Below are 21,630 nucleotides of genomic sequence, written 5' to 3' on the forward strand. Positions count from 1 at the left end.
ACCTTCATGTAGCTCTTACGCTCTAAAATCAATCCATTAATCAGTCATAGTACGAACAAGTGGTTTGAAATCCTGCGAATAAGTGAGCATTTGAAAGATATATCTATCTAACTGAGGGAGTTCAACGCCCACCTGCGGAAAGCGTGCCTCCCATCCCGGTAGCGAGGTCGAAGAGACGCACCCTGACGACTAATAAAAAAAACCTGTCGACTTGTCTCGCTTTTGCAAGATTTTGTCGTTAACGAATATCGTTAAGCTTTTTCTTTGTTATTACTTAAAAAAAGTGAATGACAAGCCGATATAATAGAAAAATGAGCGAGTTTAGGAGGAAAAGTGGATGAGTATCCAGACATCAAACTCGTCAATTACAACATCTAGTGTATTCTCGCATAAACCATTGACGAATGAAGCCGTAGAAGTCGTACAACATGATCTAAAGCAAAAAGAATCAGTATTACCCCAAGCAAAGGAAGAACGCTATAATAGAACTTATTTAGAAGAACAGGTTGAAGTAATGAATGATTTCTTAGAAGTAAGTCAGAAATCTTATAAATTTCATATACATGATGATTTGAATCGTTTGTATGTGCAAGTAGTAGATCGACAAACGGAAGAGGTTATTCGTGAAGTGCCTCCAGAAGATTTTCTCGATATGTTTGCGTCTATGTTGAAGCAGGTAGGGTTGCTTGTTGATAAAAGGATTTAATCTAGGAGGGAATTAAATTATGGTAATGAGAATGACTGGTTTTTCCAGTGGGATGGACATTGAACAAATCGTTAGTGATTTAATGAGAGCTCGTCGTATTCCAGTTGACAAGTTGATCCAAGATCGCCAAGCGATTGAATGGAAGACAGAGGATTATCGTGAGATCAACCGTAAATTAAATACATTTCATACTAATATTTTTGATACGATCTTACGACCATCAAATATGCTTGCAAAAACAGTTTCAAGTACAAATTCTGGTTTAGTGTCAGCTACTGCTAATTCAGAAGCAGGTAATATGTCGCTACGAATCAGCAAGGTTACGCAGCTTGCCACAGCAGCGTCTAATAACAGTACAGGACGGATTACACAAGAAGGTGAACAGCTTTCTACTACGCAATTTCTAATGGATCAACCATTTAATGCTGATAGTGAAACCGTATGGAAAAAAGGGATTGTTAGAGATGAAACGATTAGAATGTCTTCTGCTTCTAATGTTGTTTCTTTAAATCCTGGTGATGAAACGATTATTAATCCCGAGGACGCAGTTGTGAAGGTAAATGGACGTTTGTACCATATTACGGAAGATGCTAGTGACCTTGATGGACCTGATGGAGAACAGTTAGTCTATTTTAATGCTAATGAAGGTACATTGCAGTTTAAGAATGATATTGCTAGAGAGGCGTCTGTATCGGTTACTTATATAACAGAAGCACCAGCGGATGCCACTCATGCCGCATATCATTATACAACTGGAAATGTGACAACGTATGACCGAAATGGTGAAATTAATGATAAATTTGTCGTTAGAGGAAACCAGTCGTTAACATCTGTATTCAGCCAATTGAATCGTTCTTCAGCAGGTGTCAATGGGTTTTATGATCAAGAAACGGGGAAAGTATCCGTATCAAGAACTCAAACTGGACAATTTAATCCAAATGCAGAGGGAACGGAAGGTTTTACAGGTGAAATGCGATTCGATGGTGCTTTGTTTACTGAGCTATTTAAACTTGACTCAGAGCAAGAAACCGCAGCACAAAATGCAAGATTTACGATGAACGGACTTGAAACGTCTAGACAGTCGAATACGTTCACAGTTTCAGGTATGACTGTTACACTTAAGGAAGAATTTACTCAAGAGGTCACGCTTAATGCTTCAACTGATACGGACAGAGTAATGAATACGATTAAGAGCTTCGTTGATGAGTATAATGAGCTTCTTGATCATATGAATGGAAAGCTAAGTGAAAACCGTAATCGTGATTATAGGCCTTTGACAGATGAGCAGCGAGCAGCGATGTCTGAAGACGAAATTGAAAAGTGGGAAGAACGAGCTCGAAGTGGATTGTTAAGTAGAGATCCTGCACTCAGATCTATTCTTGATAAAATGAGAATGGATATGTATACTCCGGTTAATGGGGAACTTGAAACGGTATTTAATCAATTAACGACGATCGGTATTACGACTACTCGAGATTATTTACAGGGTGGTAAGTTGGAAATTAATGAAGAAAAGCTACGTCAAGCCATTGAAGCAGATGCAGAAGGTGTCTTCCAATTATTTGCGGGGGGAGAATCTGATGGCCCAGCTAATGAGCAAGGGATTGCACGTCGAATTAGAAACTCTGTAGATAATGGTATTACGACGTTAGCTGAACGTGCAGGTGGTTTTAAGGGAAGAATGCAGCCGCATCAGTATACGTTAGGTCGTAATTTAAATGATTTAAATGATCGTATTTCTGATTTTGAACGTAGGTTGACAATGGTAGAAGACCGCTATTGGAGACAATTTAATGCAATGGAAGCTGCAATGGCAAGAGCCAATCAGCAGGCTGAAACGCTATTTTCTGCATTAATGCCAATGAGATAATGATTTTAAATTAGGAGAAGGGTGAATTCGTATATGGCAACTCAGCTACAGTCAGTTTATAAGAAAAATTCAATGCAGACCGCTTCACCTGGTGAATTAACATTAATGTTATACAATGGTTGTTTGAAATTTATTAAGCAAGCGAACAAAGCAATTGAGGAAAACAATGTTGAAGCTAGAAGTCACTCCATTCAACGTGCTCAAGATATTATCCGTGAATTAATGGTCACATTAAAGATGGACTCAGAAGCTTCTGAAAATATGATGAGGCTTTATGATTTTATTTTAAATCGTTTAATAGAAGCTAACGTTAAGAATGATGTAAAGGCTTTGCACGATGCTGAGGAACTTGTTATTCAATTTCGCGATATGTGGAAAGAAGTTATTCAGTTAGATCGTAAGGAGAGACATGGTGAAGGTGGAAAAGCCTAATGTCGGTAATTAAAAAGAATCATGAAGAATCTCAAACGTTATTAACGTTTTTGAAGACGGATTTGCCAGAGGATCCAGATAAACGTGATCAGTTCATAAGTGAACTAGAGACAAAGTTAGATGTTAGAGAAGCTCTCATTAAGCAAATCGATCGTCCACCAGTAACGGATGACGAAAAGGAATTAGCGAAAGAAATCATCATGATGAATGAAGAAATCTCAGAATTACTCGCATCTAAGAATCGAGAAATACAGAGAGATATTGAACAGACGAAAAGGAAGAAACAAACTGGACGCAAATACGATAACCCATATGATGGCCCAACCTCAGAAGGGATCTTTTTCGATAAGCGTGGGGTTTGAATGAGAGAAGCTCGATTTCAGCATAGAGATATGTTGAGGTCGAGCTTATTTTCATAATCAGAATTTATAAATGCTTATTTTATACTTTTCGGGTATAGGACAATATGGATACAAACATTTTATGACGTGTCTATTTTGAATAGTGGAATCGTTTTGTTGAAAAACATGGAAAGAATCTTCATCTAATCTAAAGTGGGAAATTCCGTGGTTGTGGGAATCCCCAAAATGGGGTTCACATTATTTGTCTGTGGAGGTTGCCATGCATGTGTGATAGTATGGGAATCCTCATTCCCTTATTTCTCCTTTCTTTCATTTTTTCATGTTTTGACGGTTCCTCATTCCTCTATTTCGGTTATTAAGGTTCTATTTGGTCTCATATAGCTCAAATAGAGGAATGACGATTACACATTCTTCTCTGGAAGCGGATTTTCCTTGATTTAGAGGAATGAGAATAACCCTTTTTAACAATGATGAAACCGATTTCGAATGAGTGATTTTGTGCTATACTATAGCCAAAAGCTAAGAAGGCCACCGAAACTTAATGCCCTTAAGCTAAGTAGGGAGAGGTTTGTATGAAAAAGGGTGTGACGATTTACGATATAGCAAAAGAGGCACAAGTGTCACCTGCTACTGTTTCAAGGGTTTTAACAGGTAATGCGAAAGTAAAGCCCACGACGATGAAGAAGATTACAGCTGTGATTGAGAAGTACAATTTTAAGCCGAATGGATTAGCGAGAAGCTTATTGCAAAAGAAAACTAAAATGATTGGCTTTATTTTACCAGACATTAACCATCCTTTTTTCTCGACATTTGTGTTAAAGGGGGAAGCGCATGCACTTGATGCGGGCTATACATCGTTTGTTTGCAATACGATGAATGATAGTGAAATGGAATCGAAGTATTTACATGCATTGTTAGAAAAACAAGTTGATGGGATTGTGTTCTTAGGCGGACGGATTAATGCCGTTGATGTGAAACCTAGTTATGTCGCTGAAATGAATGCAATCATGGAGCGTGCCCCGGTATTGTTTGTGAATGGCCAAATGCCAGGAGTTGATGCTCATGTTGTGCGAACAGATGAAGCCTCAGGTGTTCGGCAGCTAGTTGAATTGTGTAAAAATCACGGGCATGAAAAAATAGGCTTTCTTGGTGGGGTTTGCGGGATTACATCAACAGAAATGAAAATTGAAACGTTTAAAGAAGAGCTGAGGAAGCAAGGAATGGAAGTTGTCGATGATTGGGTGATCTCTTCTAATTTTACGATTGAATCGGGAGAGGAAGCGGCTGCAAAGCTGATGAGTTTAGATGAAAAGCCGACAGCGGTTCTTTGTGTGAATGATTTTGTTGCGATGGGTGCAATTATTCAGTTTCAAAAGTATGGTTTATCCATCCCAGACGATATGTCTGTTGCTGGTTTCGATGATATTTATTTAGCGCAGCATTTCCCACCTGGAATAACGACGGTCTCGCAAAATTATGATCGATTAGGAGAAACAGCAATCAATCGATTAGTAGATTTAATCGAAGAAAAAGAAGTGGTAAAGGAGACGGTCGTGCCCACTTCGTTAATCATTCGTAAATCTTGCAAATCTATACCAAAAAAGAATTGACAACATAGGATTCCTCTATGTTACGATAAATGAAACCGGTTTCAAATGATGAGAGGGTTCCATGAAGAACGGTTGTACATTTTTTAAGAAAGAGCTGAGGGAACAATATGAAACATGAAGAGCTGATGAGCAAGCTTCATTCATATGCACCGATCGAAAATTGGTTCTCTTCGCATGAAGGGAAGGAACAGTTTTTCCAACGAATTCAAAAAATGAATACGTATCAAGCTATTCTTGAAGAAGTGAAAAAAGAACATGTACGATTAAGGGAGTCAGAAATGCCTAACCTCCCATACTCCCTCTTCGTACTCTTTTCACAAACAGGCTCTCGTAAAGAATACGAAGCAGCTTATTTTGAAAGAAGGCGACGATTAAATACGTTTGCACTGATGGTATTGCTTGAGCCGAAGAATGAGGAGAATCTAGCAAACTTACATGAGACGATTTGGTCCATTTGTAATGAATATTCATGGTGCTTACCAGCGCATTTGTCTAATGAGGATAAAAGCTCACTGCGTTTACAAGAGGCGAAGATAGAGTGGAGAGGGGTTGATCTATTTGCCGCTGAAACCGCTTTTGCCTTAACCGAAATCGACGTTTTGCTCGATTCATCACTTTCTCCTCTTATTCGCAAGCGAATAAAGGAAGAAGTGAGACGGCGAGTGTTGAAGCCCTTCTACCATTATTCGTACCACTGGGAGCTGGCGGATCATAATTGGGCTGCGGTTTGTGCTGGTTCGATTGGGTCAGTGGCGATTTATAGTTTGGAAGATGATCATGAATTGGCGACGGTCGTAACAAAGGTTATGAAGGCGATGGAATCGTATTTGTCAGGCTTTTATGATGATGGTGCTTGTTTAGAAGGGTATAGCTATTGGCAATATGGATTTGGATTTTATGTTTATTTTGCCGACTTATTAAAAAAGAAAACAGCCGGACAGATTGATTTGATGCAGTCGGAGAAGGTGCATCAGATCGCCTTGTTTCAGCAGAAGGCTTTTTTGATAGGGAATCGAACGGTTCGCTTTTCTGACTCTGTTGCGACAGGGAACGTTTGGGTAGGGTTGACACATTATTTGCATCAACAATTTTCCGATGTCGATATACCGAAGGAGGAGTGGCGGGCGAAGTATACGGATGATCATTGCAGTCGCTGGGCTCCTGTTATTCGAGAAATTCTTTGGCTTCAAGCTGATATAAAAGGAGAGCCGTGGTCACTTGAAAGTTATTATTTAGAGAAGGCTCAATGGTTTGTATCAAGACATAAAGCAAACGGCAAGTTGTATGCGTTTACAACAAAAGGTGGCCATAATGATGAGCCTCATAACCATAATGACATTGCTCAATGTATCGTAGCGTGTGGGAAGGATATCTTCCTTACTGATTTAGGAAGTGGGGAATACACAAAGCGTTATTTCAGTAAAGAGCGTTATTCGTATTTGTGTAATGGTTCTCACGGGCATTCGGTGCCGATAGTAAATGGTCACCATCAAAAGGCTGGTGCTCTTCATCGAGCGAGCTCATTTCAGGTTGTTGAGAATGATCAGTGTGATGAGGTGGAAATTGAATTTGCTGCTGCTTACGGTTTGGAATATGTACAACAGCTAGTAAGGTCGTATAAGTGGAAGAAGTCAGGGTCACCGGCTTTAACCATTGAGGACACGTATTCAGCAGATCGGCCTATTTCATTCGTTAGTCGGTTTCTGACACAGGTTCAAAAGGTCAAGAAAGAAGTTGGAGCTGTGTTATTAGTCGGGGATGATCAGTGCTTACGAATCACCTATGATGAACAGTTACTTCATTTTAGTGAGCAGGTTTTATCATTTTCCAATCATTTTGGTGAACAAGAGCAAGTTGTTGCATTGGATTTTATCGTAAGAAGACCGATGGATGAGTCATACATCTATTTCGAATGTCGATTTGAGAAGAAAGGGTGAAGGAGAATGGCTGAACAGCAATGGTTAGAGAAAGCATGGTCACATATTACGGTGAAATTAGAAAGAACCGCAAAGAAAATAGGAGCGCGTTTTCCCCATGTGAGTGTGGGTGGTACATATGAGTGCGCTGATCCACATTGGTGGACGGCGGGTTTTTGGCCTGGACAGCTTTGGCTTGTGTATCGTGAAACGAAAGACGAGTCGTTCAAGGCGATTGCTGAGAAATGTGAGCGGCAATTAGATGAAGTGATTACAGGCTTTGATCGACTTGATCATGATATGGGTTTTATGTGGACGTTAACAAGTGTCGCTCGTTATAAGCTATTAGGGGAAAAAGATTCCCGGAGAAGGGCGTTATTAGTCGCTAATTTGCTAATGGGACGATTTAATGCGAATGGGAATTATATTCGTGCGTGGAATCCGTGGTTTGAAGGTGATGAAAATACAGGCTTTGCGATTATTGATTGTATGATGAATTTGCCGTTACTATTTTGGGCTTCTAAGGAGACAGGTGATCCTCGTTACAGAGCAATTGCCACTCGTCATGCGAATACGGTATTGGAGCATTTTATCGAAGAGGATGGCTCTGTCCATCATATTGTTAACTTTGATCCAGAGACAGGTGAGAGAGTCGAGTTTGTTGGGGGGCAAGGCTACGCCCCACATTCAGCTTGGTCAAGAGGAACCGCGTGGGCGGTATATGGTTTTGCCCTTGCATATGCTCATACGAATGATCACAAATACTTACAAGCAGCGAAGAAGGTCGCGCATTTCTTTATCGCCCATTTACCTGATGATCATGTCCCTCATTGGGACTTCCGCTTACCTGATGATGTTCCTCATTATCGTGATTCCTCAGCGGGAGCGATTGCGGCGTGTGGACTATTGTTGTTAGCTGATCAAGTCGAATCTCAGGAGGTAACGCCATATAAGCGTGCTGGTGAGAGGATCTTACACTCATTATATGAACGTTATGGTGATTGGGAAAATGAAAGTGAAGATGGCCTGCTTCTCCACGGAACAGGTCATTATCCTGAACAAAGCAATGTTGATAAACCACTCATTTACGGTGACTATTATTTTGTTGAAGGAATTGCAAGGCTACGAGGAATAAGGAGTTATTTTGGTTATCTTAAAAAATGTTGAAGAAAAGAGGGATCTTGATGCTAAAACGTGTAAATAAATTTCAGTATACTCCACCGAAGAATGGTTATCCCGAGTGGAACAACAATCCAGAGATTTTTCAGTTAAATCGTTTACCTGCTCATGCGACAGCGATTTCGTATCATTCGGTTGAAGAAGCGTTAAAAGGAAAGAGAGAGTCTTCACCTTTTTATGAGTCATTAAATGGTACGTGGAAATTTCACCATGTTGAGAAGCCATCAGATCGAAGTTTAACATTTTATCAAGCGGATTTTGACTATGAGCAGTGGGATGATATACAAGTACCTGGACATTGGCAGCTACAGGGCTATGATTATCCGCATTATACGAATGTACGTTATCCGTGGGAGGAGCAAGAGGATATTAAGCCTCCATATGCCCCAATAGAATACAATCCAGTCGGTCAGTATGTTCGGACGTTTACTGTTCCTGACCAATGGACGGGTCAGCCTGTCTATATTAGCTTTCAAGGAGTCGAATCGGCGTTCTATGTGTGGGTGAATGGGGAGTTTGTCGGTTATAGCGAGGATACGTTTACACCTGCTGACTTTGACCTGACGCCTTATTTACAAGATGGGGAAAACAAACTAGCGGTTGAGGTGTACAGATGGTGTGATGCGAGTTGGCTTGAGGATCAGGATTTTTGGCGGATGAGTGGTATTTTCCGTGACGTTTATCTATATTCAACACCTGTAGCTCATGTCAAGGATTTCTTTGTGCGGACTGAGCTAGATCAGCAATATCGTAATGCTCACTTATGCATTGATGCAGACGTCTCTCATTATGATGAAGAGTCATTATCAGGATTAACGTTAAAAGCAACGTTGTTTGATCGTGACGATCAAGAGGTTGTCATTGCTGAGTTCGCTGTTGCTAGTGGGCAAGTGTCGATTCAAGCCTTTGTTGAAAATCCAGAAAAGTGGAGTGCAGAATACCCGAATTTGTATACGCTCGTATTAGCGTTGGAGGATGACTCTGGAAATCTAATTGAAGCACAAAGCTGTCGAGTGGGCTTCCGCGCTGTTGAAATTAAGGATGGCTTGATTAAGGTGAACGGGCAGCGTGTTGTCTTTAAAGGAGTCAACCGTCATGAATTTGCTGCAGATAAAGGACGTGCTGTTACGTATGAGGATATGGTTCATGATGTTCAGCTGATGAAGGCGTACAATATTAATTCCGTTCGTACATCGCATTATCCCAATCATCCACTATGGTATGATTTGTGTGATGAGTACGGGTTGTATGTCATAGATGAGACGAATTTGGAGACACACGGAACGTGGAAATATGGGCAGAAGGAGCTTGAAGAAACCGTTCCGGGTAGTCGGCCTGAGTGGGCAAATAATGTCGTCGATCGTTGCAACTCGATGCTTCAGCGCGATAAGAACCATCCGTCCATTGTAATGTGGTCATTAGGAAATGAATCATTCGGTGGGGATAATTTCTTGAAGATGAGCCAACATTTAAAAGAACAAGATCCTACACGAATCATCCATTATGAAGGAACGTTCCATTATCGAAAATCTGATGCAGCCTCAGATGTAGAAAGTACGATGTATATTCGCCCTCATGCCGTTGAGGAGTATGCGAAGCAAGCGGAACGAGGCGAAAATGAAGGGAAACCGTATATTTTATGCGAATACAGCCATGCGATGGGCAATTCGTGTGGAAATTTGTTTAAATATACGGAGCTCTTTGATCAATATCCAATTTTACAAGGTGGCTTCATTTGGGACTGGAAGGATCAAGCGTTGAAAACAAGGACATCCGATGGGACTGAATATTTAGCATATGGTGGAGATTTTGGTGAATCCCCACATGATGGGAACTTTTCAGGGAATGGTTTAATTTTTGCTGATGGTCAAGTAAGTCCAAAATTAGCTGAAGTGAAAAAATGTTATCAAAATGTCCGATTCCGTGATGTCGACATCGCCAATGGACGAATTCATGTGAGCAATCTCTTTTTGTTCTCTAACTTAGCTGATTATGTGCTAACATGGCAGCTGCTAAAGGATGGTCAAGAGGTTGCTAGAGGTGAGCAGGTTGTGAACGTTGCAGCTGGTCAGTCGCAGGAAGTAAGCCTTGAGAACTTCGAGACGATTCAATCAGATCAGTCAGAGTATATTGTAAATGCATCATTCGTCTTAAGAGAGAATATGAGCTGGGCAAAGGCAGGGCATGAGGTAGCGTTTGAGCAATTTGTGTTATCGTCTTCGTCTGTTGAAGATAAGAATACTATGAAGCAGGAAGGGACTGTTCAAGTAAAGGAGGAGGCCGAGTTTGTAACATTCGAAGCAGGGGAAGCGCGGATTCGTTTTCAACGGGAGACGGGTGAGATGATTTCGTATTTGTTTGCGGGCGAAGAGCTAGTGAAGTCAGCGCCTACACCTTATTTCTGGCGAGCTATGACAGATAACGATCGTGGAAATAAGCTTAATGAGCGTAGTCAAACGTGGAGACAGGCAAGTGAGGAACGAGAGCTGACCTCTTTTACTTTTTCAGGAGAAGCTGACAAGTTTGTCATTGAAGCGACATTCGTTTTGCATACGACGAGCAACTCAACGTGCAAGGTCGTTTATACGATTTCCGATGATGGAACGGTTCGGGTGAGACAGCAGCTTGTCCCAGGTGAAGACTTGCCCGAAATTCCAGCTGTCGGTATGTTGTTCACTATGGATCAGGACTATCAGAATCTATCGTGGTATGGTCGGGGACCACATGAAAGCTATTGTGATAAAAAGACTGGAGCAAAGTTAGGTGTCTATGAAGGAACTGTGGAAGAGCAGTTTGTTCCGTATTTAAAGCCGCAAGAATGTGGCAATAAAACAGATGTCAGGTGGGCAACTCTTGTGAATGATCGTGGAATAGGATTGATGATAAAAGGGTTGCCGGCGATTGAATTTAATGCATTACCTTATACGCCAAAAGAGCTTGAGAAGAATGATCATACTTATAAGCTTCCAAAAAGTAAACAGGTTTGCGTACGTGTCAATGAACAACAAATGGGTGTAGGTGGAGATGATAGCTGGGGAGCGATTACGCATCCAGAATTTACGCTATATACCGATAAGACGTACACATTTACTTATGAGTTAAAAGGTATCAGGAAATAATAAACAACAAGTCAGCAAGCTCTCAGGAGCTTGCTGCGTATGTTTTTTCAACATTACATGAGGGGAATCGACAAAATTTGCGTTTGTGATCAAAAATAAAAGCCTAGCGAGTAAATGTATTCATAAGTCGATCCATCAAGGGAAGCTTCTTTTGGTCGTTATAATCGACTGAAGAATCATAAATGTGGAAGGAATTTTTGCCTCTTCGTTTCGCATAGTACATTGCCTGATCAGCAGCATTCATTAAGGATTCAATATCATTACTGTCATTCGGATATTGGCTTATGCCTATGCTAGGTGAAACGGAAACATCTTGATCTTTTAAGGTGAAAGGTTCACTTACTGTAGAGAGAATTCGTTCAGCGATATGCTTAATAACATCCTCTTCTGTATCTTCAAATACAATGATAAATTCATCCCCACCAAGTCGAGCGAGTAAATCCTCTTCACGTATGACGTTCGATAATCGTTTGGCGACTTCTTGTAATAAAAGGTCACCTGAGTCGTGACCGAGTTTATCATTTACTTTTTTAAATCCATCTAAATCAATAAAGGCTAGTGTGACGTGATATTGACGCCGCTTAGCTTTAGCTAATACTTTCTTTAAGTTTCTTTGGAGGTATAGACGATTTGGCAATTCTGTCAGTTCATCAAAATAAGCAAGCTTTCTTAGTTTAGCCTCTAATTGTTTTTCTTCGGTAATGTCAAGGATCGTACCGTTTACTTTCTCGACCATCTTTTTAGAATTAAAAATAGGTGTGGCTTTCATATGAATCCATATTATATCGTGGTCGTTTTTTAGAATACGGTATTTTGCATTTATGCTCTTTCCTAGATGTAATTGCGTCAGTGTTTTGATAAATTTACTTTCATCATCTGGGTGAACGAATTCTTGTAATTTCTCAGGGTGAATTTGTAGCGTTTGTTTTGAAATTCCGAAAAGCTCTTCGACGCCCTTGGACACATATAATTGGTTAGAAGTTAGATCGTACGTAAAAATCATAATATCAATGCTTGTATAAAGCTGTTGGAGGGAATGCTTACTTTTTTGTAAAGCAGTATTAAGTGTTAGTAAATGCTTTCCCTTCCAATAGAGTTGCTGACGTTCGTGTCTTAATGAATCCACCCATTTTCCTAGTAACCAATTAATAAACATGAATACGATTGCAAATAATAGAAATAACGGAATACTGGATATTTGACTGAAGAGGATCATTAAGATAATCAATATTAAACTATAGCCGATTGCAACCATTTGCCCAATATATATCATCTTTCTCACTCTTTTCTATTAATGAATAGGAATACGGTATAATAGTATCATAGTAATAGGAGGTTGTAACGTAAAAAGTGGAGAATACTTATTTCCTATTTAATAAGGAGTTCAGTGGACTTGTAGAAATGTTGTTACTAAAAAAGGATGGAAATATAGAAAAACCGCTTCTTAAATACTAAGGAGCGGTTTGTTTTATGTGTATAAGAAATATGTACGGGGTGAGGTTTAACTGAGGATCTTATACACATAACACTCGAGAAGCAGGGGGTGAAACCTGCAGTGACAAGAGTGGGGTAAGTATATTTATTTATTCCATTTTAGTTGACTGTATGAATATTGAATCTCTAAGTATATTATACTGGTTAATTTGTAACAATTCAATACATTTTATAATTTTTTGTAAAAAGTTTCAAAAAATTGGTTTTGTTGAAAGTGATACAAGAAAGCGAGAAAGGAAGAGTAATAAGAAAGCGCTATCATAATAGATGCGAAACTTTGCCGAAAAACGCAGAATATCGCGATTTTTTAGGTCTTGAAACCGTTTGACAATGGATTAAAGCGCTGTTATAGTAAAACTGTGGAAATACCACAGTAATTTAGTTACGAAGGGAATGTGAAAGCATGCAAGGAAAAGTAAAATGGTTTAATGCAGAAAAAGGTTTTGGATTTATCGAGCGCGAAGACGGAGATGATGTATTCGTACACTTCTCAGCTATCAACGCAGAAGGATTCAAATCTTTAGACGAAGGTCAAGACGTTGAATTTGAAATTGTTGAAGGTGCTCGTGGACCTCAAGCTGCGAACGTAGTTAAGCTTTAATTCACATTCCTGTTTGGAAATGAATGATAGCTAAACAAACAATAGGCCTATCCTGGAATCCGGGATAGGCTTTTTCGTGTCTAGATAGGCTCGTGTGCTGTATGCGGTTCTTTATTCCTCTATTTTTACTCTAGTTCACTTTTTCGTGTCGTTACGGTTCCACATTCCTCTATATCGGCTTTTGTGGCTCCTTTTGGACTTAATTTGCTTAAATATCGGAATGAGGATTCCCTTTTCTTCTCAGGTAGAGGGATTTCCCTGATTTAGAGGAATAAGGATTCCTTTTGTCTCTCCGGTGGACTTTTTCTAATGTTTCCACTAAATTCCTGTTCATTTGTGAAAGGCAAGGGTATATGAAACGCCAACAAAGCATGCTTTTCGAGGAATTGCCACAAATTGTTCAACGAATCGAAATATTCTAAAAAATTTTAATGTTTAAGAAGGAGTTCGTTTGGGGTATATAGAATACTATAGTTAGAAAAGGAGGAGTTCAAGATGAAATACAATATTCGTGGTGAAAACTTAGAAGTAACTCCAGCACTTCGCGATTATGTGGAGAAAAAGGTAGGGAAGCTTGAGCGTTATTTTGATACAACGCCTGTAGCTGATGTAAATGTGAGAATGCAAGTTCTTAATAATCAACATATGATTGAAATTACAATCCCTATGCCACAGTTATTATTACGCGGGGAAGAGAAGCATACGGATATGTATGCAGCCATTGATATCGTTGTGGAGAAGCTTGAACGCCAAATCCGCAAGCATAAGACGAAAGTCAATCGTAAATTTCGTCAAGAGGGCAGTTTGAAATACATGTTTAGAAATGACCTTGAGCCCATTGAAGGAAATGGCGAGGCTCTTGTTGATGATGACGAATTGGAAATTGTTCGTAAGAAACGTTTTAATTTGAAGCCGATGGATGCTGAGGAAGCGATTTTACAAATGGACATGCTAGGACATAATTTCTTTGTCTTCTCAGATGCTGTGAATGGCTCAACGAACGTTGTGTATAAACGTAAAGATGGGAAATATGGTTTAATTGAGCCAGAAGCGTAAAAACACATAGATGATCAACCTCCACCGTTTTTGGTGGAGGTTTTCTTGCAGAATCATAATTTATAAATTATGGAAGGAAGTGTGGGAGTAACCGAAGAAATTAGCGGAATAATTCATAGGAGAGCGTACGCATTTTTATGAAAAAATCCCGCTTTCAAAAATATTAAACCAGTTGCAACGACTCCATGCAACACTTATAAGAAAAGCCCCTAGTAAGTAAAGTTCATTCTAGTTAAGTCAATGTTTGATAAAGTCGTGATTCCATTAAAACGGTGTCGATTGGACAGGCATCGGCATCACGACCATATTGCCATGCCCATACATTTGCTGAACAATTAGGACGACTAGGCTGAAAGCGTCTCGGTGCACCGCTTTTGCTTGTGGGTCCTGGCTCTGGTTCGGCGCTCCAAATGACTGATTGTTCTAAAACAAGTTCGCTTCTTTCCGTTGCTTGACAATAGGCTTCATTAAAAGGACCTTCATCAGGATCAGCATACATACCAGGACGGTAAGAGCTCGTGTAAAAGGCTTCCACCCAAGCGATAATCCAGTCAGCATCAACTTGAAAGAAGTTTTCAATGTTCGCAAAAATAAATGTGCCGTCTCCTATTCCTAATTGCCTAGCACGAAAAATAGCATTTCGTGCTGCGACGGAACCTGCTCGTGTCCCGACGGCCTCTGAGAAATTATTATAAATCGGCATGATCTTCATTTCGTTATCTTGAATAAAACGGATTTCCTCTGCTGAGAGGCCGTCACTAATATTCTCAATTGTGTGTAAATAACGCCCCCAAAAATCTGGTTGCCCAAATTGTGTGCGGACACAATTTAACAATTCGTTTGTAACAGCACTAGCGGAATCCACTCCCCAATTTAACAGCATATTATCGATTCCTCCTTTTTGTCTATATTTATGCAAGAGTCAGTCGACTTCATACCACTTCAAATATCAACATGGCATTATCTTGTAAGAGAAAACGTTTATTGATAAAATAATGAATAAGTATAGCTTCAAGTTTGCGTAGGAGTAAACTGAAAGAGAGAGGACGAATTCAATGCTAGGACTATTGAAGAAAGTAATTGGTGATCCAAGCCAGCGTCAGCTTAAGAAAAATGAAAAGTTGGTTGAGGAAATAGAAGCGCTCGCTTCAGAAATGAAGTTGAAATCTGATCACGAGCTCCAGCAAAAAACAGCAGATTTTAAAAATCGTTACGAGCGTGGTGAAAGCTTAGATAGTATGCTAGTTGAGGCCTATGCGGTGATTCGAGAGGCTTCCACTCGAGTATTGAAAATGACTCCATATCCTGTTCAGCTATTAGGGGCGATTGCCTTGCACCAAGGAAATATTGCTGAAATGAAAACTGGGGAAGGGAAAACACTAGTTGGAACACTTCCTGTTTATTTAAATGCGATCACGGGAAAAGGTGTACACGTTGTAACAGTCAATGAATATTTAGCTCGTCGCGACTGTGAAATGATGGGTGAGTTGTTTCAATTTTTAGGGTTAACAGTTGGATTGAATCAGTCGGGCTTGTCGAAAGAAGAGAAGCAGGAGGCTTATGCAGCAGATGTTACATATAGCACGAATAATGAGCTTGGCTTTGATTACTTACGTGATAATATGGTGCTTTACAAGGAGCAAATGGTACAGCGCCCGCTTCATTTTGCGTTAGTTGATGAGGTTGATTCGATCTTAGTCGATGAAGCAAGAACGCCACTTATCATTTCAGGATCCGTTGAGCGTTCGACACAGTTGTATCAACAAGCGAATCAATTCATTCGTGTTATGAAGAAGGAAGAGGATTATACGTATGATGAGAAGACAAAAAATGTTCAGCTAACAGAAGAAGGGGTTAATAAAGCGGAGCGTGCGTTCGGAATTGAAAATTTATTCGATCAAAAGCATGTCCAGTTGAATCATCACTTAAATCAATCGTTGAAGGCACATGTTGTCATGCTGCGTGATACGGATTACGTTGTCGAAGAAGGCGAAGTTGTTATCGTGGACCAATTTACGGGTCGTCTTATGAAGGGGCGTCGTTATAGTGATGGACTACACCAAGCGATTGAAGCAAAGGAAGGCTTGCAAATTCATAAGGAAAGCATGACATTAGCCTCCATTACATTCCAAAACTATTTCCGTCGTTATCAGAAGCTTGCGGGGATGACTGGTACAGCGAAAACAGAGGAAGAAGAGTTTCGCAACATTTATGGAATGGATGTTATGGTCATTCCTACGAATAAGCCAATTGCACGGGACGATCGAGCAGATTTAATTTATAAGACGATGGAAGCGAAGTTTAGGGCTGTCGTGAAAGAAATTGAAGAACTCCATAAAAAAGGACAACCTGTTCTCGTTGGTACAGTCAGTGTTGATACATCAGAGCTTGTTGCAACAATGCTGAAAAAGCGTAAAATCCCACATCATGTTCTGAATGCGAAAAATCATGAACGCGAAGCTGAAATTATTGAAAATGCAGGTCAAAAAGGAGCCGTGACGATTGCAACAAATATGGCAGGGCGAGGTACGGACATTAAACTTGGCGAAGGTGTGAAAGAGCTAGGTGGTCTTCACGTATTAGGGACAGAGCGTCATGAAAGTAGACGAATTGATAATCAGCTTCGTGGACGTTCAGGACGTCAAGGAGATCCTGGTTCAACTCAATTCTACTTATCAATGGAAGATGAATTAATGCGGCGATTCGGTTCAGATAATATGCGTTCCATGATGGAACGTCTTGGTATGGAAGAGGATCAACCAATTGAGAGTAAGCTTGTTTCACGTGCGGTTGAAACAGCTCAGAAGCGTGTGGAAGGGAATAACTTTGATGCACGTAAACAAATTTTACAATACGATGATGTCATGCGTGAGCAACGTGAAATTATTTACAAGCAGCGTATGGAAGTATTGGAGTCGGAGAACTTACGCAGCATTGTTGAAAATATGATTAAATCTGTTATTGAACGTACGGTTGGACTTCATACACCAGAGACAGAAGTGCCAGAGGATTGGGATTTAACGGCGATTGTCAATTATATAAAAGGAAACTTGCTCGTTGAAGAGGATCTAACTGAAGCTGAACTAAAAGGAAAAGATCCGGAAGAAATGATTGAATTAATCATCGAGAAGGTAACGTCTGATTATAATAAAAAAGAAGAATCATTTACTCCTGAGCATATGCGTGAATTTGAAAAGGTCATTATGCTTAGAACGGTTGACCGTAAATGGATGAATCATATTGATCAGATGGATCAATTACGTCAAGGTATTCATTTGCGTGCGTATGGTCAAAATGATCCATTGCGTGAATATCGCTTTGAAGGGTATGAAATGTTTGAGGCGATGATTGCATCGATTGAAGAAGAAGTATCGATGTATATTATGAAAGCTCAAGTACAGCAGAATCTTGAACGTCAGAAGGTAGCAGAAGGGAAGGCTGTACAGCAAAGTGAGAAGCAGGAACCGAAGAAGAAAATGCCAATCCGAAAAGGAACAACCGTCGGACGTAATGATCCTTGTACGTGTGGTAGTGGGAAGAAATATAAGCATTGTTGTGGATCATAAGAAGCAGCTGATGCTGTAGAGGAACTTTAATGGCCTCTTAATTATTATAGGAAGGGTAGTCCGGTACTTCATGATGAGGTATTGGACTATAATTGCAGGTGAATGTGCCATGGATTTAGTTGAAGTGAAACAGGAATTAACGGTAATTGCGAAACGTCTTACTGAATTTAGGGGGTCTCTTTGACCTCGGAAATAAGCAAGAGCGAATCGCTGAATTAGAGGATAAGATGGCTGATCCGAGTTTTTGGGATGATCAGGATGCTGCTCAAGTTGTCATTAATGAGAGTAATGGCTTAAAAGAACAGGTTAATACTTTTTTAGAACTTGAAGGACAGTTTGAGGATTTAGAGGTTTCCTATGAGCTTGTGAAAGAAGAGGCTGATGCTGATTTGCAAAGCGAGCTTGAGCAAGGTGTTGTAGCTTTGCTGCAAGCAGTGAGTGACTTTGAATTACAGCTATTATTAAGCGAACCATATGATAAAAACAATGCAATCTTAGAGCTTCATCCAGGGGCTGGTGGGACAGAGTCTCAAGACTGGGCATCGATGCTATTACGTATGTATACGCGCTGGGCAGAGAAGAAGGGCTTTAAAGTTGAAACGCTAGATTACTTACCTGGTGATGAAGCTGGAGTCAAAAGCGTTACATTGTTAATTAAAGGTCATAATGCATATGGTTATTTAAAAGCTGAAAAAGGTGTCCATCGTCTCGTACGTATTTCTCCATTTGATTCGTCAGGTCGACGTCATACGTCATTTGTTTCATGTGAGATTATGCCAGAGCTAGATGACAATATTGATATTGAATTATCAACGGAAGAGTTGAAGATTGACACGTACCGGGCAAGTGGTGCAGGTGGTCAGCATATTAATACAACGGATTCAGCAGTTCGTATTACACATGTGCCGACGAACACTGTTGTGACATGTCAAAGTGAACGATCACAAATTAAAAACCGTGAGCAAGCGATGAAGATGATGAAGGCGAAACTTTATCAGTTGAAGATTGAAGAGCAGGAACGTGAATTGGCTGAGATTCGTGGAGAACAGAAGGAGATTGGATGGGGGAGTCAAATTCGTTCTTATGTGTTCCATCCATATAGTATGGTCAAGGATCACCGCACAAATCATGAAATCGGAAATACAAATGGAGTGATGGACGGCGAGATTGATGGCTTTATTGACGCCTATCTCCGTTTATCGCTAGGTCATAAAACGTCATAAATGATAGAAGTTTAGAAAAACCCGATGCATTCGGGTTTTTTTCGTACAATCAGAATCTTTCCGATGGTCAGCGGAGGTATAGAGGGGGAAGCGGTCATAGATAGGTCATGTGCTGTATGCGTTTCCTCATTTCTCTATTTCGACAAGTATGCTTCATTTATCATTTTTTTTCTTTTTTTGTTGGAATAAAGGAATAGGGATTTCTTTTTTACCTTACGCTACGATTAGGGCAGGAGAATTCCTTATTGGCATGCGCTCTTTCACGCTCCGAAAGATGAATGGATAGAGTACGGTGACGAGGTAGTTGATCTTATGCGACATGTGTTCCTCGTTCCTTTATTCACTCTGTCTTTCCTTGTTACTGTTGTTACGGTCTTCTCATTCCTCTATCTCGGGTTTTATTCCTTCTTTTGTCCTTGAAAAGCTCAAATAGTGGAATGAGGATTTCACTTTCTCCTCAGGAAGCCGTTTTCCCCTGATTTAGCAGAATGAGGATTCCTCTTGTTTGTGTACACTCCTTCTTTTCTCTGCAGTGAGCAGAGGAAGGAAGGTGTAGATTGAACCGTTGCCCTCATTGTCATGACTCCACGCAACGCTTTAAAGAAAAGGCACTATTGCTGAGGGCATTGAAAAAATACAACTTTTTCAGTGCCTTTTACCACGGTTTTCTTATTCATAATCTCAAAAATATGGATCCCTTTAACGTGGCACCGTATTCGCGTTTACAAAGCGTGATTACGGTGCTATACTACGCTAGGATTTATATAGAAGGAGAGAGACGAATGAAGAAGGGAAGAAGAAGAGGGCCACGTAGTAGGCTGCATCAAGGCTTGATCGATTATTCATATATTTTAATAGGGGCAGCTGTTGTGGCTATTGCGTTTAACCTATTTTTGCTGCCTAATCGGATTGCTTCTGGAGGCGTAAGTGGCTTAAGTACGATTTTTGCCTATGCATTTGGTTTTGAGCCGGCTTTTACGCAATGGGCGTTTAACCTTCCGTTATTTATTTTAGGAATTTTGTTGTTAGGTGGATTAAAGTATGGCATAAAAACGTTTGTTGGAACAGCATTCTTACCATTAGTCGTTTTCTTGACGAGAGATTGGTCGGTAGGGCTTGAGGATGCTCTGCTCGGTGCTTTATTTGGCGGAATTGGCGTAGGTATTGGATTAGGGTTCGTTTTTCGCGCAAGCGCAAGTACGGGAGGGACCGATTTAGTTGCACAAATCATTCACAAGTTTTCAGGGCTGTCATTAGGTGTCGCTGTGTTTTTTATGGATGGGCTTGTTGTGTTAATGTCAGCGGTTGTGTTTGATATTGAATTAGCTCTTTATGCCTTAATTAGCTTATACGTAACAGGAAAAACAATTGACGTTGTGCAAATGGGTGTTGGCTATGCGAAGGTTGCTTACATTATTTCCGATCAACATGAGGCGGTAAGACAAAGCATCTTGTCAGATGTTGATCGTGGTGTTACGAGGCTTAATGGGTACGGCGGATATACTGCTCAAGAGCGAGATGTCCTTATGTGTGTTGTTCATCAAAATGAAGTGACGAAATTAAAAAATGTCGTACAACAGGTTGACCCAAAAGCTTTTGTGATCGTTTCAAATGCAACAGAAGTATTAGGTGAAGGCTTTAAACACTAAGAAGGAATGCGCGAGCTAGAATTTGACAGAAAATTGAATGAACCTACTCGAAAGATCGTGAAATAAATGTGACGATTAATAAAAAAATTGAAAATTAGGCTATACTATAAAGTGACGAAAGGAGTGATAACATGAAAAAGTTTTTAATGATGATCGGCTTTGTTGCGATAGCGGCTATGACTGCATGTGGAGCTGGTGGTGATGATGTACCTGTAGAAGACGACACTCCTGTGGATGAGGCACCTGCCGCTGATGAAGCGGCAACGGGGGATTTTGATGCCACAGCGGCAGAGGATATTTATAATCGAAGCTGTATCGGCTGCCATGGGCAAAACCTTCAAGGTGGAGGGTCTGGCCCTGGACTAATCGATTCTGGCCTTTCCGTTGAGGAGATTGTTCATGTATTAGAGCAAGGTCAAGGGCTTATGCCTCCACAAGATTTAGAGCCGGATGAAGCAGAAAATTTAGCGAAATGGATACTAGCTCAATAAAAAAGAAGAAGTAATAAGTATTTTTGATAAATTTTTGTCAAAAATACTTATTTTTTTGTCGATAATATAAATAGTGACGATTTAATGAAAGGATCATATGACCATAATCATTGGGCTATACATCATTTTTCGCTAATGTACATGTAAGTGATTTGAAAATATTAGAAGAAAAACAATCTGAAATGAAAATGTAACATAAATTTAGACACTATTTTAAACGAATGATGGTATAATAATTTCAGCATCCGACATAAAAAGTGTCGGTCTATAATCTTTCAACACCTTTTTAATTTGAAGTGGATAGGTGTTTTTCAATCGGTTTGAGAAGAAATGAAATTACTAAGGCAAACCAGACT

16 protein-coding genes are annotated in these 21,630 nt (G+C 40.1%); 14 read left to right on the forward strand and 2 right to left on the reverse strand.

Annotation, left to right across the window (positions count from 1 at the left end; genetic code table 11):
• Positions 1-337 precede the first annotated feature (337 nt).
• The 8 genes from JCM9152_RS13700 (at position 338) to lacZ (ending at position 11,194) form a co-directional block, all read left to right on the forward strand.
• Positions 338-706 carry a flagellar protein FlaG gene (locus tag JCM9152_RS13700; RefSeq protein ID WP_035345383.1) on the forward strand — a complete coding sequence of 123 codons (369 nt, stop codon included), beginning with the start codon at positions 338-340 and terminating at the stop codon, positions 704-706.
• Positions 707-725: 19 nt separating this feature from the next.
• Entirely contained in the window at positions 726-2,576 is a 1,851-nt protein-coding gene (gene fliD, locus JCM9152_RS13705; RefSeq protein WP_035345386.1) for a flagellar filament capping protein FliD, read from the forward strand.
• 33 nt (positions 2,577-2,609) lie between these two features.
• Complete coding sequence (gene fliS, locus JCM9152_RS13710; RefSeq protein WP_035345387.1) at positions 2,610-3,008, forward strand: flagellar export chaperone FliS; 399 nt, start codon at positions 2,610-2,612, stop codon at positions 3,006-3,008.
• The gene (gene fliT / locus JCM9152_RS13715) at positions 3,008-3,370 is read left to right on the forward strand and encodes a flagellar protein FliT (protein ID WP_035345390.1); all 363 of its coding nucleotides are present in this window, start codon (positions 3,008-3,010) and stop codon (positions 3,368-3,370) included. The genes fliS and fliT overlap by 1 nt, the downstream gene beginning before the upstream one ends.
• Positions 3,371-3,942: 572 nt before the next feature.
• A complete protein-coding gene (locus JCM9152_RS13720) occupies positions 3,943-4,980 on the forward strand; it encodes a LacI family DNA-binding transcriptional regulator (protein WP_035345392.1) in 1,038 nt (345 codons plus the stop codon).
• Between the two features lie 107 nt (positions 4,981-5,087).
• On the forward strand, positions 5,088-6,917 hold the full coding sequence (locus JCM9152_RS13725; RefSeq protein WP_035345395.1) for a heparinase II/III family protein: 1,830 nt from the start codon (positions 5,088-5,090) through the stop codon (positions 6,915-6,917).
• Between the two features lie 6 nt (positions 6,918-6,923).
• On the forward strand, positions 6,924-8,063 hold the full coding sequence (locus tag JCM9152_RS13730) for a glycoside hydrolase family 88 protein (protein WP_035345398.1): 1,140 nt from the start codon (positions 6,924-6,926) through the stop codon (positions 8,061-8,063).
• Positions 8,064-8,080: 17 nt separating this feature from the next.
• Positions 8,081-11,194, forward strand: coding sequence for a beta-galactosidase, LacZ type (lacZ, locus tag JCM9152_RS13735; RefSeq protein WP_035345401.1), 3,114 nt, complete (start codon positions 8,081-8,083; stop codon positions 11,192-11,194).
• 103 nt (positions 11,195-11,297) lie between these two features.
• Here lacZ and JCM9152_RS13740 read toward each other — a convergent pair whose 3' ends face one another.
• Positions 11,298-12,467 carry a sensor domain-containing protein gene (locus tag JCM9152_RS13740; protein ID WP_035345403.1) on the reverse strand — a complete coding sequence of 390 codons (1,170 nt, stop codon included), beginning with the start codon at positions 12,465-12,467 and terminating at the stop codon, positions 11,298-11,300.
• Between the two features lie 624 nt (positions 12,468-13,091).
• Here JCM9152_RS13740 and JCM9152_RS13745 point away from each other — a divergent pair.
• Together JCM9152_RS13745 and hpf are read left to right on the forward strand one after the other, a co-directional pair.
• Entirely contained in the window at positions 13,092-13,289 is a 198-nt protein-coding gene (locus JCM9152_RS13745) for a cold shock domain-containing protein (RefSeq protein ID WP_035345405.1), read from the forward strand.
• 495 nt (positions 13,290-13,784) lie between these two features.
• Positions 13,785-14,345 (forward strand): ribosome hibernation-promoting factor, HPF/YfiA family, encoded by a 561-nt coding sequence (gene hpf / locus JCM9152_RS13750; protein WP_035345408.1) that lies wholly within the window; start codon positions 13,785-13,787, stop codon positions 14,343-14,345.
• A gap of 232 nt (positions 14,346-14,577) precedes the next feature.
• On the opposite strand, the gene JCM9152_RS13755 is transcribed toward hpf, so the two are convergent.
• Positions 14,578-15,228 carry a glycoside hydrolase domain-containing protein gene (locus JCM9152_RS13755; protein WP_035345411.1) on the reverse strand — a complete coding sequence of 217 codons (651 nt, stop codon included), beginning with the start codon at positions 15,226-15,228 and terminating at the stop codon, positions 14,578-14,580.
• 172 nt (positions 15,229-15,400) lie between these two features.
• Between JCM9152_RS13755 and secA the strand changes: the two genes are divergently transcribed.
• The 4 genes from secA to JCM9152_RS13775 all read left to right on the forward strand — a co-directional run bounded on the left by secA (position 15,401) and on the right by JCM9152_RS13775 (position 21,274).
• Positions 15,401-17,911, forward strand: a complete 2,511-nt coding sequence (gene secA, locus JCM9152_RS13760; protein WP_035345414.1) for a preprotein translocase subunit SecA — start codon at positions 15,401-15,403, stop codon at positions 17,909-17,911.
• A gap of 109 nt (positions 17,912-18,020) precedes the next feature.
• A protein-coding gene (prfB, locus tag JCM9152_RS13765; protein ID WP_148296512.1) for a peptide chain release factor 2 occupies positions 18,021-19,134 on the forward strand; the annotation gives its coding sequence in 2 pieces (ribosomal slippage) (positions 18,021-18,092 and positions 18,094-19,134; 1,113 coding nt in all).
• Between the two features lie 782 nt (positions 19,135-19,916).
• A complete protein-coding gene (locus JCM9152_RS13770; protein WP_035345416.1) occupies positions 19,917-20,783 on the forward strand; it encodes a YitT family protein in 867 nt (288 codons plus the stop codon).
• Positions 20,784-20,914: 131 nt separating this feature from the next.
• Positions 20,915-21,274 carry a c-type cytochrome gene (locus JCM9152_RS13775; RefSeq protein ID WP_035345419.1) on the forward strand — a complete coding sequence of 120 codons (360 nt, stop codon included), beginning with the start codon at positions 20,915-20,917 and terminating at the stop codon, positions 21,272-21,274.
• Positions 21,275-21,630 lie beyond the last annotated feature (356 nt).

This window comes from Halalkalibacter hemicellulosilyticusJCM 9152, assembly GCF_000513115.1.
In the GTDB taxonomy this organism is placed as follows: Bacteria; Bacillota; Bacilli; order Bacillales; family Bacillaceae_D; genus Halalkalibacter; species Halalkalibacter hemicellulosilyticus.

Coding starts and splice junctions, on each gene's coding strand:
- JCM9152_RS13700 (WP_035345383.1), top strand. CDS start 338: ATGAGTATCCAGACATCAAACTCGTCAATTACAACATCTAGTGTATTC.
- fliD (WP_035345386.1), top strand. CDS start 726: ATGGTAATGAGAATGACTGGTTTTTCCAGTGGGATGGACATTGAACAA.
- fliS (WP_035345387.1), top strand. CDS start 2,610: ATGGCAACTCAGCTACAGTCAGTTTATAAGAAAAATTCAATGCAGACC.
- fliT (WP_035345390.1), top strand. CDS start 3,008: ATGTCGGTAATTAAAAAGAATCATGAAGAATCTCAAACGTTATTAACG.
- JCM9152_RS13720 (WP_035345392.1), top strand. CDS start 3,943: ATGAAAAAGGGTGTGACGATTTACGATATAGCAAAAGAGGCACAAGTG.
- JCM9152_RS13725 (WP_035345395.1), top strand. CDS start 5,088: ATGAAACATGAAGAGCTGATGAGCAAGCTTCATTCATATGCACCGATC.
- JCM9152_RS13730 (WP_035345398.1), top strand. CDS start 6,924: ATGGCTGAACAGCAATGGTTAGAGAAAGCATGGTCACATATTACGGTG.
- lacZ (WP_035345401.1), top strand. CDS start 8,081: ATGCTAAAACGTGTAAATAAATTTCAGTATACTCCACCGAAGAATGGT.
- JCM9152_RS13740 (WP_035345403.1), bottom strand. CDS start 12,467: ATGATATATATTGGGCAAATGGTTGCAATCGGCTATAGTTTAATATTG.
- JCM9152_RS13745 (WP_035345405.1), top strand. CDS start 13,092: ATGCAAGGAAAAGTAAAATGGTTTAATGCAGAAAAAGGTTTTGGATTT.
- hpf (WP_035345408.1), top strand. CDS start 13,785: ATGAAATACAATATTCGTGGTGAAAACTTAGAAGTAACTCCAGCACTT.
- JCM9152_RS13755 (WP_035345411.1), bottom strand. CDS start 15,228: ATGCTGTTAAATTGGGGAGTGGATTCCGCTAGTGCTGTTACAAACGAA.
- secA (WP_035345414.1), top strand. CDS start 15,401: ATGCTAGGACTATTGAAGAAAGTAATTGGTGATCCAAGCCAGCGTCAG.
- JCM9152_RS13770 (WP_035345416.1), top strand. CDS start 19,917: ATGAAGAAGGGAAGAAGAAGAGGGCCACGTAGTAGGCTGCATCAAGGC.
- JCM9152_RS13775 (WP_035345419.1), top strand. CDS start 20,915: ATGAAAAAGTTTTTAATGATGATCGGCTTTGTTGCGATAGCGGCTATG.